Origin of the sequence: Rhizobium sp. 2MFCol3.1 (assembly GCF_000377565.1) — a bacterium.
Lineage (GTDB): Bacteria > Pseudomonadota > Alphaproteobacteria > Rhizobiales > Rhizobiaceae > Rhizobium.
Window position 1 is genome coordinate 282,898 of the sequence record NZ_KB898353.1, and the last position, 15,015, is coordinate 297,912.

At 61.8% G+C, this 15,015-nt stretch carries 17 protein-coding genes; 5 read left to right on the plus strand and 12 right to left on the minus strand.

The genetic code is table 11. The features are described 5' to 3' along the window. The first annotated feature begins 94 nt into the window (after positions 1–94). From D460_RS32395 to yghU, 4 genes are all read left to right on the plus strand, one after another. Positions 95–1,318 (plus strand): glycosyltransferase family 4 protein, encoded by a 1,224-nt coding sequence (locus D460_RS32395; RefSeq protein ID WP_081619832.1) that lies wholly within the window; start codon positions 95–97, stop codon positions 1,316–1,318. Next, positions 1,290–2,201, plus strand: a complete 912-nt coding sequence (locus D460_RS0101250) for a glycosyltransferase (protein ID WP_018896670.1) — start codon at positions 1,290–1,292, stop codon at positions 2,199–2,201. Before D460_RS32395 ends, D460_RS0101250 begins: the two co-directional genes overlap by 29 nt. A gap of 147 nt (positions 2,202–2,348) precedes the next feature. Continuing rightward, positions 2,349–3,335, plus strand: coding sequence for an LLM class flavin-dependent oxidoreductase (locus D460_RS0101255; RefSeq protein ID WP_018896671.1), 987 nt, complete (start codon positions 2,349–2,351; stop codon positions 3,333–3,335). A gap of 75 nt (positions 3,336–3,410) precedes the next feature. Continuing rightward, a complete protein-coding gene (gene yghU, locus D460_RS0101260; RefSeq protein WP_018896672.1) occupies positions 3,411–4,286 on the plus strand; it encodes a glutathione-dependent disulfide-bond oxidoreductase in 876 nt (291 codons plus the stop codon). 74 nt (positions 4,287–4,360) lie between these two features. Here yghU and D460_RS0101265 read toward each other — a convergent pair whose 3' ends face one another. Both D460_RS0101265 and D460_RS35795 read right to left on the minus strand, forming a co-directional pair. After that, positions 4,361–5,524 carry a low temperature requirement protein A gene (locus D460_RS0101265; RefSeq protein ID WP_018896673.1) on the minus strand — a complete coding sequence of 388 codons (1,164 nt, stop codon included), beginning with the start codon at positions 5,522–5,524 and terminating at the stop codon, positions 4,361–4,363. 30 nt (positions 5,525–5,554) lie between these two features. Continuing rightward, positions 5,555–5,722, minus strand: coding sequence for a Thivi_2564 family membrane protein (locus D460_RS35795; RefSeq protein ID WP_018896674.1), 168 nt, complete (start codon positions 5,720–5,722; stop codon positions 5,555–5,557). A 176-nt stretch (positions 5,723–5,898) separates the two neighbouring features. On the opposite strand from D460_RS35795, the gene D460_RS0101275 reads away from it, so the two are divergent. Beyond that, positions 5,899–6,084, plus strand: coding sequence for a DUF3008 family protein (locus tag D460_RS0101275; RefSeq protein WP_018896675.1), 186 nt, complete (start codon positions 5,899–5,901; stop codon positions 6,082–6,084). A 46-nt stretch (positions 6,085–6,130) separates the two neighbouring features. On the opposite strand, the gene D460_RS0101280 is transcribed toward D460_RS0101275, so the two are convergent. From D460_RS0101280 to D460_RS0101325, 10 genes are all read right to left on the minus strand, one after another. Beyond that, positions 6,131–7,168 carry a dipeptidase gene (locus D460_RS0101280; protein ID WP_037110664.1) on the minus strand — a complete coding sequence of 346 codons (1,038 nt, stop codon included), beginning with the start codon at positions 7,166–7,168 and terminating at the stop codon, positions 6,131–6,133. A gap of 122 nt (positions 7,169–7,290) precedes the next feature. After that, positions 7,291–7,635, minus strand: a complete 345-nt coding sequence (locus tag D460_RS0101285) for a hypothetical protein (RefSeq protein WP_018896677.1) — start codon at positions 7,633–7,635, stop codon at positions 7,291–7,293. A 56-nt stretch (positions 7,636–7,691) separates the two neighbouring features. Further along, on the minus strand, positions 7,692–7,979 hold the full coding sequence (locus tag D460_RS0101290) for a helix-turn-helix transcriptional regulator (RefSeq protein WP_018896678.1): 288 nt from the start codon (positions 7,977–7,979) through the stop codon (positions 7,692–7,694). 65 nt (positions 7,980–8,044) lie between these two features. After that, positions 8,045–8,917, minus strand: a complete 873-nt coding sequence (locus D460_RS0101295) for a glycine betaine ABC transporter substrate-binding protein (protein WP_018896679.1) — start codon at positions 8,915–8,917, stop codon at positions 8,045–8,047. Positions 8,918–8,981: 64 nt separating this feature from the next. Continuing rightward, positions 8,982–9,863 (minus strand): proline/glycine betaine ABC transporter permease, encoded by an 882-nt coding sequence (locus D460_RS0101300; protein WP_018896680.1) that lies wholly within the window; start codon positions 9,861–9,863, stop codon positions 8,982–8,984. A 22-nt stretch (positions 9,864–9,885) separates the two neighbouring features. Then, a complete protein-coding gene (gene proV, locus D460_RS0101305; RefSeq protein ID WP_018896681.1) occupies positions 9,886–11,118 on the minus strand; it encodes a glycine betaine/L-proline ABC transporter ATP-binding protein ProV in 1,233 nt (410 codons plus the stop codon). A 437-nt stretch (positions 11,119–11,555) separates the two neighbouring features. Next, entirely contained in the window at positions 11,556–12,050 is a 495-nt protein-coding gene (locus tag D460_RS0101310; RefSeq protein WP_018896682.1) for a GNAT family N-acetyltransferase, read from the minus strand. 20 nt (positions 12,051–12,070) lie between these two features. After that, positions 12,071–12,895 (minus strand): carbohydrate ABC transporter permease, encoded by an 825-nt coding sequence (locus D460_RS0101315; RefSeq protein ID WP_051110755.1) that lies wholly within the window; start codon positions 12,893–12,895, stop codon positions 12,071–12,073. Positions 12,896–12,952: 57 nt separating this feature from the next. Beyond that, positions 12,953–13,843 (minus strand): sugar ABC transporter permease, encoded by an 891-nt coding sequence (locus D460_RS0101320; protein WP_018896684.1) that lies wholly within the window; start codon positions 13,841–13,843, stop codon positions 12,953–12,955. Next, positions 13,840–14,955: an ABC transporter ATP-binding protein gene (locus D460_RS0101325; protein WP_018896685.1), complete on the minus strand. Its 1,116-nt coding sequence runs from the start codon at positions 14,953–14,955 to the stop codon at positions 13,840–13,842. The genes D460_RS0101320 and D460_RS0101325 overlap by 4 nt, the downstream gene beginning before the upstream one ends. Positions 14,956–15,015: the final 60 nt, after the last annotated feature.

The window sequence follows — 15,015 nt, forward strand, 5'->3', positions numbered from 1 at the left end:
TTATCCTGTTAGCTAACTAGAGAGTTACGGTGGCGAGACCGTATGGTCGTGGCTCAGCGTGTTCACCAGACGCGTATGGGAGGCCACCAGTTCTATGAATCAACACGTTCTAATCTTGGTCGAGAACCTTCCGGTTCCGTTCGATCGTCGCGTCTGGCAGGAAGCGCAGGCGCTCAACGACGCGGGTTATGAGGTCTCCGTCATCTGCCCGATGGGCAAGGGCCACAACGAGGCCTATGAGGTGATCAACGACATTCATATCTACCGCCATCCGCTGCGCGAGGCCGACACGGCGGCCGGTTATTTCCGCGAATACGCCACGGCGCTGATCAACCAGCTCTATCTGTCGTTCCGCGTTCGCCGCCGCCAGCGCATCGATGCCATCCAGGCGTGCAATCCGCCGGACCTGATGTTTCTCGTGGCGCTGGTGCACAAGATCCTGTTCGGCACCTACTTCGTGTTCGACCATCATGATCTGAGCCCCGAGCTCTATGTCAGCAAGTTCGGCCGCAAGGACTTCTTCTATCGGCTGGTGCAGTTCTTCGAGCGCCAGACCTTCCGCGTCGCCGATGTGAGTATCGCCACCAACGAGACCTTCCGCGACATAGCGGTGGCGCGGGGTGGCATGTCTCCCGACAAGGTGGTCGTGGTCAAAAGCTATCCCGAGGCCTCGCGCTTCAGGCTGACGGAGGCGGAGCAGTCGCTCGTCGTTCCCGGCAAGCACCTGATCGGCTATATCGGCATCATGGGCGCGCAGGATGGCGTGGATACGCTGGTCGAGGCCATGCACGACATCGTTCACGTGCAGAAGCGCGACGACATCAATTGCCTGATCATCGGCGACGGACCGGAATTCGGCCGGCTGAAGGCGCTCGCCGCCGAAAGACAGCTGGGCGACCGGCTGCGCTTCACCGGGTATCTCAGCGGACCGTCGCTGCTCGCGCATCTCTCGGCGCTCAATGTCGGGATCATCCCCGACCCGCCGAACGACTTCAACGACAAGCTGTCGATGAACAAGGTCTTCGAATACATGATGCTCGGCCTGCCGATCGTGCAGTTCAATCTGCGCCAAGCCACGAACGACGCGGGCAATGCGGCGATGATTGTCGCCGAGCATTCGCCGCGCGCGCTTGCCGAGGGCATCGTCTCGCTCGTGGATGATCCGGAGCGGCGCGCGGAGATGGGTGTGCTCGGCCGCGCCGTTGCCGAGCGCAGCTTCCGCTGGACGGCCGAGGCGCACCGCTATCTCGACGCTTACCGAACCCTGTTCGACCGCAGATTGGACGTCAATGATCAGCGTCATTATCCCGCATCTTGACCAGCCGCAGGCGCTCAGCGCCTGCCTTGCGTCGCTGGCCGGGCAAACCGGTGTGACGCAGGCGGTCGAGATCATCGTGGTCGACAATGGCTCGAAGGTGTTGCCGGTCGAGACCTGCTCCGCATTCGCGTCCGTCACGCTGCTCTCGGAACCCATTCCGGGGCCGGGGCCGGCACGCAACCGTGGTGTGGCGCATGCCAGCGGCGAGATACTGGCTTTCATCGATGCCGATTGCCTCGCGGGCAAGGGCTGGCTTGCCGAAATCGAGCGGCAGTTCTCGGCCGATCCCGAGCGCTCGATCCTCGGCGGCGACGTGCGCATCGCCTATGAGGACGCCGACCATCTGACGATGCTCGAAGCCTATGAGAGCGTGTTCGCCTATCGAATGAAGGAATACATCGCCAAGCAGGGCTTTACCGGAACCGGCAATCTGGCCATGCGCGCCGAGGTCTTCTCGGCCGTCGGCCGCTTTGGCGGCATCGAGGTCGCCGAGGACCGCGACTGGGGACAGCGGGCGCTGCGCCAGGGCTATCGCACGCATTATTGCCCGGGCATGATCGTCTATCACCCCGCCCGCAAGACCTTCGCCGAACTCGCGCAGAAATGGGATCGGCACACCGCGCATGATTTCGTGCGCATCCAGGCCAAGTCCGCCTGGCGACTGCGCTGGGTGGCGCGCACGCTCGCCGTGGCGCTCTCGCCGGCCGCCGGCCTTCTCTCCATTATCCGCTCGGATCGCATCACGGGTCTGCGCTCCAGAGCGCTCGCCTTCGTCGTGGTCGTCCTCATCCGTCTCTATAGGGCGGCGATCATGCTCGGCCTGACATTCGGCGGCAGTGCCGCGAAGATGAGCGGGCGTTGGAACCGCAAGACAGTCGCCTAGGTGGGGCTTATCGGCCGGGCAATGGCCGATCTCAAAAAAGCAGACGTCCAAACCATTGTTCGGGCGCGTCGCGGACTCCATATACCTTTTGATTAGGGCAGCCGTCTTCAGCGGTTGTCTCCACTTGTTGATTACAAAGGTATTGCCATGGCCGCTCTTTCCATCCTCGAACTTGTTCGCGTGACGGAGGAGACGGACGCCCGTGGCGCCCTCGACAACGCGCGCGATCTGGCCGCGCATGCGGAAGAGTGGGGCTACCAGCGCATCTGGGTGGCCGAACACCACAACATGATCGGGATCGCGAGTGCGGCGACAGCCGTCGTGCTTGCCCATCTCGCGGCGGGGACGAAGACGATCCGCGTCGGCGCCGGTGGCATCATGCTGCCGAACCACTCTCCCTATGTCATCGCCGAACAATTCGGCACGCTGGCGCGCCTGTTTCCCGATCGCATCGATCTCGGTCTCGGCCGCGCGCCGGGAACCGACCAGATGACGCTTCGCGCGCTGCGTCGCTCGCCCGAGTCCGCCGATCAATTCCCGCAGGATGTGCTCGAACTGCAGGCATTTCTCGCGCCCGCCGGCCCGAACCAGCGGATACAGGCGGTTCCGGCCGCAGGCACCGAAGTGCCGCTCTGGATTCTCGGCTCCAGCAATTTCGGCGCCATGCTCGCGGGCGAACTCGGCCTGCCCTATGCCTTCGCCTCCCACTTTGCGCCCGAGCTTCTTATTCAGGCGCTGCAGATCTATCGCACCCGTTTCAAGCCATCGGAGCAGCAGTCGCAGCCCTACGCCATGGTCGGCGTCAACGTGATCGCAGCCGAAACCGATGCCGAGGCGCGCCGGCTTGCGACGACACAGCAGATGTCCTTCACCAACATGTTTCGCGGCACGCGCGGCCTGAGCCAACCGCCGATCGACGATATCGAGACCTATTGGTCGCCGATGGAAAAAGTGCAGGCCCAGCAGATGCTCGCCCGCTCAATCATCGGCTCGCCCGAGACGGTTCGCGCCGGCCTGGAGAAGCTGATCGAGGAGACCGGTGCCGACGAACTGATGATCGTGTCCGACGTCTATGACCACCACGCGCGCCTGCAATCCTTCGAAATGATCGCCGAGGTCGGGCGAAAGATCTGACACTAACCTATCCGCATTCAGCGCAATCGAGACCGGTTGCGTATCGCATGAAGACGCCACCACTGGAGACAAAGCATGGCCAATTCGACTGAGTATACGCCGCCAAAGATCTGGACCTGGAACAAGGACAGCGGCGGGCGTTTCGCCAACATCAACCGGCCGATCGCCGGCGCGACGCATGAGAAGGAACTGCCGGTCGGGCGCCATCCCTTGCAGCTTTACTCGCTCGGCACGCCGAATGGCGTGAAGGTTACGATCATGCTCGAGGAGCTTCTCGCCGCCGGCCACAGCGGTGCGGAATATGATGCCTGGCTGATCAGGATCGGGGATGGCGATCAGTTCGGCAGCGGCTTCGTCGAGGCCAATCCGAACTCCAAGATCCCGGCGCTGGTCGATCGCAGCGGTGCCAAGCCGATCCGCGTCTTCGAGTCCGGCTCGATCCTCACCTATCTCGCCGAAAAATTTCAGGCCTTCCTGCCGACGGAGCCGGCGGCGCGCGCCGAGTGCTTCTCCTGGCTGTTCTGGCAGATGGGCAGCGCACCCTATCTCGGCGGCGGTTTCGGCCACTTCTATGCCTACGCGCCGACCAAGATCGAATATGCGATCGACCGCTTCGCCATGGAGGCCAAGCGTCAGCTCGACGTTCTGGATCGCCGGCTTGCCGAGAGCGAGTATCTCGGCGGTGCCGAATACACCATCGCAGATATGGCCGTGTGGCCCTGGTATGGCGGGCTGGTGAAGGGCTGGATCTACGAAGCGGCGGAATTTTTGCAGGTTCAGGAATACAAGAATATCCAGCGTTGGGCTGATCAGATCGGCGAGCGCAAGCCGGTCCAGCGCGGGCGCATGGTCAACCGTCTCTCCGGTGAACCGTCGAGCCAGCTATGGGAGCGTCACGACGCCAGCGACTTCGACACGAAGACGCAGGACAAGATCGGTACTGCTGGCTGATTTGTAGATTGGTCGCATCCGGGTCACCATCTCGGCGATCCGGATGTAGCTCGCGAATGAGTGAGCCATGCGGCTCAGGCGGTGGTCGCGTTCGCCTTACGCAATGCCAGATATTCCCACAGCGCGACGAGCAGCAGCGTGACGGTGCTCACCATCTGGATCGTGAAATTCTGCTGCACCGGCAGAAGAACGGCGGTCGCCAGCAGGATGACGAGCCCGGCGATGTGGGAGAGCGGCAGCTTGCGCGCCGCCGTCAATTTCAGCCAGATATTTCCAATCAGGAACAGGCCCGGTCCGCCGAGAATGGCGAGCGTGGTCTTCAGGCTGCTATGCTCTTCGGGATGCGACAGGCTGAAATCCTCGCCGACGGCGGTGAGGATGATGCCGGCGACGATCGGCAGGTGCCCATAGGTGAAAAGACCGTGGGCCACGGTCTCGGGCGCCGAGGTCGTCTCCGCCTTGTCGGCGGCCTTCTGCTGGCCGTGATGGAAATAGATCCACCACATGAAGCCTGTCGTCAGAAACGCGCTGCAGAACACCATGACGGAGAGGTTCGACTGCATGTGCTCGGCCGCGGTTCTGCCGGTGGTTAGAATCGTCTCGCCGAGACAGAGAATGACGAAGAGCGCGCAGCGCTCCGCCATGTGCTCGCCCGATATGTCCAGCGTTTCGCGCGGGGAGCTTCCCAATCCGGGCACCCAGTAGCGGGCCAAAGGCGAGACGTATTCGATCAAAAGCGCGACGGCCCAGAAGGCGACACGCGCTTCAAGGCTGGCGAAGCCGCCGATCATCCAGAAGGCGCTGGAGGCGATCACCCAGACGGTGATGCGCACGAAGGTGAGGTATGAGGGCCGGTCGACGCTCCTGTAGGCGTAGAGCATGAAGACCGAGCGCACGATCTGCATGGCGCAATAGAGCGCCGCGAATGCCGGGCCCTGATGCTTGAAGGCTTCCGGCAGCGCAATCGCAAGTAGGATGCCGCCGAACATGAGGGCGAAGAGCAGCAGCCGCACCGCTTCCTTGTCGGTGTCGAGCAGGTTGGTGATCCAGGTCGTGTAGACCCACAGCCACCAGATCGCCAGGATCAGCAGGACCGATTCCGCCAGCGTCGTCGAGCTGAAGTCCTCGACGAGCGTGTGCGACAGCTGGATGAGCGCGAAGACGAAGACGAGATCGAAGAACAGCTCCGGAAAGCTGGCCTTCGTCTTCTCGGCGCTTTTGCCACGGATCAGGCTCAATGCGATCCCTCCATCGATCGAGCCCCGGCCTTAGAAAACAGCCAGATATTTCAAAAGCGAAATGATGCCGATGATGATGACGATGATCTGCACGATCTGCTTGGCTCTGGCATCGATCGGCAGGCGGGCGACGAGGTACAAGACAAGGATGATGACCAGGAAGGTTATCAGTATTCCGATCAGTATAGATGCAGCCATTTGGATCCCACTCCGTTGAAAAATCTTTTAGTCACAGAGCGTTAGATAAATCTCTCTTTCAAAAAGGAAAGGATCGGCGATCGAGAAACTCTATCGCGCGGTTGGAATGACTGCGCGCACGCTCCCAGGAACCTTCGCTGTCGCCATGAGTTCAGGACGAAAGGGAGAAGACGACCATGCCCGCAAAATCGAAAGCGCAACAGAAGGCAGCCGGCGCAGCCTTATCCGCCAAGCGCGGTGAAACGCCGAAGAGCAAGCTCAAGGGCGCATCCCGCGAGATGGTGGATTCCATGACCGAAAAGCAGCTCGAGGATTTCGCCTACACGAAGACCAAGGGCAAGCCGGAACACGTGTCCAAGTAGGGCATGGTTTCCGCTGCTTTATGCCGCGATTGCAGTCGCAGGCGGCTTAGCCGCCCCAAGTGCGCTCGAGCACACTGATCCAGTTGGCGTGGGTGATCTTGACCAGTGCTTCCTCATCGAAGCCGCCGGCGCGGAACGCGTCGATCAAGAGAGGCAGACCGGTCGCGTCCTTCATCGTTGCCGGGATCGTCGTCCCGTCGAAATCCGAGCCCAGCGCGACGTGGTCGATGCCGATGCGATCGGCGATATAGGCGGCATGACGCACCAGCAGGTCGAGGCTCGTATCGGCATTGCGGGTGCCGTCGTCACGCAGGAAGAGCACGCCGAAATTGATGCCGACGAGACCGCCCGTGTCGCGGATCGCGTCCAGCTGTCGGTCGGTCAGGTTGCGGCTGTGCGGGCTGATCTGGTGGACGTTGGAATGCGAGGCGACCAGTGGTGCGTTCGAGAGCTTGGCGATGTCCCAGAAGCCCTGCTCGTTCATATGCGAGAGATCGACCATGATCTTCAGCTCGTTGCAGGCACGGATCAGATCCTTGCCGGCGTCTGTCAAGCCGGGGCCAATGTCGGGCGATGACGGGAAGCGGAACGGAACGCCGTAGGCAAAGATGTTCGGCCGGCTCCAGACTGGTCCAAGCGTGCGAAGTCCGCTTTGGTGCAGCACATAGAGCGCATCGAGATTAGCGGCGATCGCTTCGGCGCCCTCGATATGCATCACGGCTGCGAAGGCGCCGGTTTCGATCGACTGGCGGATATCGGCTGCCGTGCGGCAGACCTTCAGCCCGCCGGCGCTCTGCGCTTCGATGTCAAAGAGTATGCGGGCCATCGCCAGGGTGCGGTTCAGCGATTCCGGCTGCGCCGGCGTCAGGAAGTCGCCATTGGCGTCCTTCCCCATGCTGGGCGAGGGGATGTAGATGGCGCAGAGCCCGCCGGCCAGGCCGCCGGCGCGCGCCCTGGGAAGATCGATATGCCCTGTCGCTTCTCCCTCGATAAACGCCTTGGCCGGCTGCGCGATGCCCGAATGCTGGAGCCGGAGCAATACGTCGTTGTGGCCGTCGAAAACGGGCATGAGAGAGTTTGGCATGGTGGGGAGGGTCCTGCGTCTGTTTCTTGCGGGTCTTCGTATGACAGGTCGGCGCCCCCACGCAAACCCAAACCGAAAGCCGCGCGTTGAAAAACGCGCGGCCGGCCGACTGGTCTGTCTGATTACTGCCTGACGTAGGCGGAGGACAACGGGCCGAGCTCAGCAGATATCTGGCGCCATCGCGCTGGCTGAGCGCCCGTGCGCGAAATCATCGCTTCGATCAGCCCGGTGGAGACGGCGTCCTTCAGTCTTCCGTCGCCGTTGCGCATGCCGAGCTCGATCAGCTCGAACACCCGCTGCTTGTCCTCAAGCGTCGAGAACCGCTCGGCAATCAGCCAGCCCATGTCGGAATAGAGCGTATGCATGTCTGCGATATCGGCAGGTGCGACGTCCTCGATGACGTTCTCCAGCGTGGAGGTAACAGGGACATGCTGTGCCAGCTCGGCGGTGATCGCTTTCGTATCCATTGTCATTTCCTTGTGTCTGTGTGCGGTGATCGGGCAGCCGCATAGCGGCTTTCCGTTCAGCTCGGCCGATGCGCGTTGTCGTTCGCAACCGGCCATGTGGGTCCCGCTCCGTGGCCGCGCAGCAGCCATGCGAGGCTGACCTCAAGCGTATCGGCGATCGTTTCCAGATTGCCGGCGGCCGGCGCCGCGCGATCGTTTTCCCACGATGCCCAGATGTCGGGCGTGATGCCGAGGTTTCTCGCGGCGGCTTCGATGGAGAGCTTCACCGCGTCGCGGGCGAGCGACATGCGCCCACCCATCGTATCGTCCTCGGCGTCGGTCGGTTGCAGGCGGTCGATATACATTCATCGCTCCTGTTCGGTCGAAGGGTCGCGCCCCGCCGGAGATCGGGCGAGGCGCGAGAATGCGATCAGCCTTCGTCGCCGATCCAGCTCTTCACCTGGTCGGGATGGTCCTGGATATATTTATCCACTGCCTGGTCGTAGGACGTTTCCTGCGCGGCAAACATCGCCGCTTCGAGATCGGGGATCGGCAGGTTCATGCGCGACAGGAAGGCCGCAACCTTGGGGTTGTCGGACTTGAAGTCCTTACGGGCGAGAATGTCGACATGTTCTGCTTCGCCAAGCGACTTCTTCGGGTCATCGAGATAGCGAAGCTTGTGCTTGCCGAACATCCAGTGCGGGCTCCAGGCGGTGGCCACGAACCACTTCTCGCCGCGCATGGCGCGATCGACTGTCGTCAGCATGCCGGCTTCGCTGGAGATCTGCAGCTTGTAGCCGTCGAGCCCGTAATCCTTCACCGCCTTTTCCGACAGACGCGTGAGGCCGGCGCCCGGATCGATGCCCTGGATGGTGCCGGAGAGCTTCTTCTGCACGTCTTCCTTCTTCAGGTCCTCGATCGAGCCGATCTGGTCGGCGGGAATGTAATCGGGAACCACCCAGCCGAGCTTGGCGCCGTCATAGACAGTGCCGAGCGTCTCGACCTTGTCCTTGACCTTGGCATAGTAGTCGGCATGCGTCTGCGGCAGCCAGGCCATCATCATCGTGTCGAGGTCGCCGCGCGCGACACCCTGGTAGAGCGGCGCGACGTCGGCCTGCACGAGCTCGACCTTCTGGTTCAGCTTCGTCTCGATCAGCTTGGCGGCGAGCTTGGTGACGAATTCGGCGTCGGACCACGCGGCCCAGCCGATCTTCACCGGCTTGGCGTCCTGCGCCATGGTCGAGGTGACCGCGCCGCTGACGAGAGCGGCGGCAAGGCCGAGAGTTGCGAGTGTTTTGAACATGAGTGCTCCTTTTGTGAAGGTTCGCATTTGGCAGGCGCTGCCCGCCATGATGAGTTGCTAGAGATCAGGCCGTCGCCGGCTTCAGCTCTTCGCGTTCGCTTTTGCGGAACAGGCCCTGCCAGAATGCGGCGCGCGGCTTGCCCAGACTCTGGGTGATGCGGTCGAGGATGACGGCGAGGATGACGACGGCGATGCCGCCCTCGAATCCGGTGCCGACGTCGAGGCGCTGGATGCCTGTCAGAACCGTGTTGCCGATGCCGCCTGCTCCGATCATCGAGGCGATCACGACCATCGACAGCGACAGCATGATCGTCTGGTTGATGCCCGCCATGATCGAGGGCAGGGCGTTCGGGAGCTGCACCTTGAACAGAAGTTGGGTGGCCGTGCAGCCGAAGGCATTGCCCGCCTCGATGAACTCGCCATCCACCTGGCGAATGCCGAGATTGGTCAGGCGAACCACCGGCGGCATCGAGAAGATCACCGTCGCGATTGCGCCGGGCACGGCGCCGAGGCCGAAGAACATCGCGGCTGGGATCAGGTAGACGAAGGCAGGCATGGTCTGCATCAGGTCGAGGACCGGGCGCACGACGGCTGCGACGGAATCCTTGCGAGCCATGGCGATGCCGAGCGGCAGGCCGACGAGCATGGCGATCAGCGTCGCGGCGATGACCAGCGACAAGGTTTCCATCATCGGGCCCCAGAGCTCGATGTGGTTGACGAGCAGCAGGCCGAGCGCGGTGAACACCGCAAAGCCGATCCCGACCCGCCAGAGCGAGAGGATCACGAAGATCGCGATGCCAACGGGCATGGGGATGGCGAGCAGGGCGTTCTGGATGCCTGATGTCACGAAGCCGATCGTGGCCGCGATGAAATCAAGCACGGGTGAAAAGTTGTCGAGCACATAATTGACGGCAGCGTCGATGCCGTTTCCGATATCGAAGTTCATGATTTATCCGATGTGTTTGTGATCAGCCGGCGCGGTCGAGCGTTTCGAGCAGCGCGGATTTGCTGATGGAGCCGAGATAGCGCTTGCCGCCGTCGATGACGGGAACCGGCCAAGGGCTGGCCGCCACCTTGCCAAGAACGTTCGACAGCGGCTCGTCGGCCGGAATGGCCTCGATCTCGGGTAGGAAGGCGCCGCGATAGGGATCGGCCGTCTTCGCCCTGATCTTTTCGATCAGCGATGTCTGGCTGATCATGCCGTGATAGGTCTTGTCGCGGCCGAGAATGATCGCGTATTCGCGATCGTAGTTCTTCATCCGCTCAAGTGCTGCCGCAGCCGAAACGCCTTCGCGCTCGATGATAGTGACCTGCGACTTGCGGGCGACATCGCCGGCCTTGAAGACATGCGCGACGTCGACGTTACGGAAGAAAGAGCGGACGTAGTCGTTGGCCGGCTTGGTGACGATCTCGTCCGGCGTGCCGATCTGCACGACATTGCCGTTCTGCATGATGCAGATGCGATCGCCGATGCGCATCGCCTCGTCGAGATCGTGGCTGACAAAGACGATGGTGCGGCTGTGCTCGGACTGCAGGCGAACGAGTTCGTCCTGCATTTCGGTGCGGATCAGCGGGTCGAGCGCCGAGAAGGCCTCATCCATGAGGAGAATGGTGGGTTCGCTGGCGAGCGCGCGGGCAAGGCCGACACGCTGCTTCATGCCGCCGGAAAGTTGATCCGGGCGGCTGTCGGCGTAGCCCTCGAGGCCGACCGCCTTCAGCGCGGCCAATGCCTTCTCGCGACGCTCGGCTTCGCCAACGCCGGCAACCTCGAGACCGAAGGCGGCGTTGCTGAGAACGGTGCGGTTGGGTAGCAGCGCAAAGGACTGGAAGACCATGCTGATATCGCGGCGGCGAAGCGCGATCAGCTCGCTGCGCGACATGTCGGTGATATCGCGGCCATCGATCTTGATCGATCCGGACGTGGGTTCGATCAGCCGATTGAGGAGGCGCAACAGTGTTGATTTGCCGGAGCCCGACAGGCCCATGATGACGAAGATCTCGCCGGCGCGAATATCGAAACTGGCGTCGTTGACGCCGATCGAGCAGCCCGTTGCTGCATGGATCTCGGATTTTGACTTGCCTGCGCGTAGTAGCGCCAGGGCCTTCTTCGGGTGTTCGCCGAAAACTTTGTAGATGTTGTTGAGACTGATCTTGGTCGAAGCCGATGATGTCGGCGCGTCTGTTTCAGTTGCAGCATTCATATAATCTTGGCGCCGAGCTCGAGAGGCCAGGCATTCTCCTTTATTCGCATACGTCCACGATCTGCAGAATATCTTCTGGATCAGGATGTATTATCCGTTGTGTTGCTGAGACAAATCGACATCTCATAAGTCAAATTCGTCCGAGAAAAAATATATTATATCGAAAATATCTATCCGATATGACAAAAGGTCACGTATTCGAACTTTGATACTGTCATTTTCGATGGAGCACTGTGCTCCTTAGCTGCGTATATAGGGCGATATACAAAAATTGTCCATCTTAAAATCAATTTTTGTGACAGATGCACCGGTCGCCGACAGCGTCGAAACAGGCCAAAACGCCTGCTGTACCGGCGAAGCAGCGCTGCGCCGGCAGCCCGGGTATTTTTGAAATCAAAGGCTGAAATACGGCGCCGACGCGTCCGAAATCGTGTCCTTTATGAGGAGATTTCGCTCGGGTGGGCGAGCGAGAGCATGCCGCGATAAATACCCGGATCGGAGCCCTCGATCGGGATCGCGCCGACGCTCTTGCGGTAGAAATCCATCGGCCCGGCGCCGCCGATCACGCCGTAGGGATAGCCCTGCGCGTGCATGTCGAGCAGCGTTTCGAGGAGCAGGGCGTGGCCGACACCCTTTCCGCGGGCCGCCTGATCGACGCCGGTGGGGCCGAAGAATCCCTTGGCGGTCGCCTCGTGGCAGGCAAAGCCGATCAATTCTCCAGCCTGGATGGCGATGAAGCAGGTGGTCGGCTGGCGCATGGTGGCGGCGGTCGCCTCAGCCGCCCAGCCGGCGCCGAAGCGCGGTTCGATCCACGATGTCAGCGCCGGCAGTTCCGGCACCAGCACGCGGCGGATGGTGACCCCTTGCGATGTCATGCGTTCGTCGAGGGCTGGGTCGCGCTTCAGCTCGTAGAGCTTCACAAGCATGTCCATGGTCTTGATCCTTGTATCTGTCAGCCTTTGACGGCGCCGGCGGTGAGGCCCGCCACGATCCGCCGCTGGAAGATAAGCACGACGGCAATGAGGGGGAGCGTGACGGTGATCGAGGCCGCCATGATCTGCCCGAACGGGTACTCATAGCGGCTGGTGCCCGCGATCAGGCCGATCGCCACCGGCACGGTGCGGTTCTCGTCGGTCAGCGTGAATGTCAGCGCGAACAGGAACTCGTTCCAGGCGAGGATGAAGGCGAGAATGCCGGTACTGGCGAGCGACGGTCCCATCAGCGGCAAAAGCACCTTCATCAGGATGCGGAAGTGCGAGCAGCCGTCGATGATGGCGGCCTCTTCGAGTTCGCGCGGAAACTCGCGGATGAAGGTGGTGAGGATCCACGTCGTGAAAGGCACGGTCGACAGGAGATAGGTGAGGATCAGCGCGCTTGGGCGATTGAAGAGCCCCAGCCAGTTGATCAGCTCGAACATGCCCGAGAGCACCACGACCTGCGGGAAGATCGAGATCATCAGGACGATCATCAGGATCGCGCGCCGCTGCGGAAACTCGATGCGGCCGAGCGCATAGGCGGCCGAGAGCCCGATGATCAGCGACAGAAAGGTCGTCGATATCGCGACATAGGCCGAGTTGAGCAGCGATCCCATGAAGACCGGGTTGTCGATCAGTTGCCGGTAGTAAGTGAAATCCAGCGCCGGCATCAGGGCCGAGCGATAGAGCGCGGCACCCTGCTTCGTCGAGGAGACGAAGGCCCAGTAGTATGGGAACAGCGTATAGACGAGCACGAGCAGCAGCGCGAAGATTTGCAGGCCGCGCACGACGCGCCGTCTCATGCGATAGTAGCCGGCGGGCTTGCGCAGCGCCTTTTGTGCGATTGCATTGGCCATCGATCAGGTCCCCGCCGCTTTGTCGAGGCGAAGAACCCCGATGATGATGATTGCGACCAGTGCGACGAGCAGGAAGACCCAGGTCGAGGCAGCCGAGCCGACGCCGAGTTCCTGGAAGCTGATCAGCCGGTCGCGGGCATAGATCGATACGGTCATGACGTTTTCGTTGCTCGCAGCCAGAACGTAAGCAAGGTCGAACATTCTGAGCGCGTCTAGAACGCGGAAAAGAACGGCGACGCCGATGGCCGGGCGCAGCATCGGAAGGGTGATCGACCAGAAGCGCTTCCAGGCGGGGATGCCGTCCACTTCGGCGGCTTCGAAGATCTCCGGCGATATCAGCTGCAGACCGGCGAGGATGAGCAGCACCATGAAAGGCGTGGTCATCCACACGTCGATGAAAATGACGACGCCCATGATCAGCGAGCTGCTGGCCGTCCAGGCGATACCGTGATCCACAACGCCGAGGCCCGTCAAGATCTTGTTGATGACGCCGAACTGATCGTTGAGCATCCATTCCCAGATCTTGGTGGCGACAACGACAGGAATGGCCCACGGCACCAGAATGGCGGCGCGCGCGAGGCCGCGGCCCGGGATCATCTCGTTGAGCAGCAGTGCGATCGCAAGCCCGAGCGCCGTCTCGATTGCGACCGAGATGATCGTGAACACCAGCGTGTTCTTCACTGCAACCCACCAGCTGTGGTCGTTGATGACCTCCATGAAGTTGTCGAGACCGACCATGGAATAGACGGATGGGTCGTCGAGATAGGCGTCGGTGAAGGAGAAGAAGAAGGTCCGGCTCAGCGGCCAAACGGCGACCAACAGGATGACGGCGATGACGGGAACCAGAAACAGCCATGCGGCCCGGTAATCGCGGCGGGCAAGTTTGGCGCTCATGGTTCGATCACCTGTGCCTGTCCGCCGGCCGGCTGGCTGAGCAGAACGCGCTTGCCGTCTGCCGTAAAGGCGAAAACGGCGGCATCAGCGAAATCCAGGCCGACAGGCTGGCCGATGAGATCATGCGCCGGTGCTCTTGCGACGCGGATCACCCAGACGGTGTCGTCGGTGATCCGGCAATAGGCGAAATGCTCGTGGCCAAGGTCTTCCACGCGCTCCAGCGTGCAGGTGATGCGGCCTTCGTTCGCGCCAACAAGCCGCAGTCCCTCAGGCCGGATGCCGATCTCGGCGATCGGGCCAGCGGGGTTGGTGGCGACCATGGCGATCGATAGATTGCCGGGCCCGACGATCGTGCCGGTGTCCGCGCCTGTCTTCGGCGAGACGACCAGGAAGTTCATCCGGGGGCTGCCGATAAAGCTTGCGACGAAGCGGTTATCGGGGGCGTGGTAGAGTTGCTGGGGCGTTCCCACCTGCTCGATGCGACCGTGGTTCAGAACGACGATCCGGTCGGCGAGCGTCATCGCTTCGGATTGGTCGTGGGTGACGTAGATCATCGTCGTCTTCAGGTCGTCATGGAGCTTGGCGATCTCCATGCGCATTTCCATCCGGAGGTCGGAATCGAGGTTGGACAGCGGCTCGTCGAACAGGAAGATTTCCGGCTGGCGCACCAGTGCCCGGCCGATCGCCACGCGCTGGCGCTGGCCGCCGGAGAGTTCGCGCGGCCGGCGATCCATCAGGTGGTCGACCTTGAGCATGCGCGCCACCGACAAAACCTTCTGGCTGATTGCGTCCTTGGCCATCCCCAGCGTTTCCAGCGCGAAGCCGATGTTGCGAGCGACGCTCATATGCGGATAGAGCGCATAGGACTGGAAGACGAAGGCGACGCCGCGTCTCGAGGCCGGAACATCGGTTACGTCCTCGCCGCCGATCGTCACGACACCCTTGGATGCGGCGACAAGGCCCGCGACGATGCGCAGAAGCGTTGACTTGCCGCAGCCGGAAGGGCCGACGAAGACGACGAACTCGCCGTCGTTGATCCTGAGGTCGACGCCCTGAATGACGGTGTGCGTCCCAAAATTCTTCGAAACGGATTCAAGCGAAACCGATGCCATTTTTCACCCGGACTTGATCACGATAAAAGGCTCGCCCCCTTGCCGGCGGCGATTTGCGAT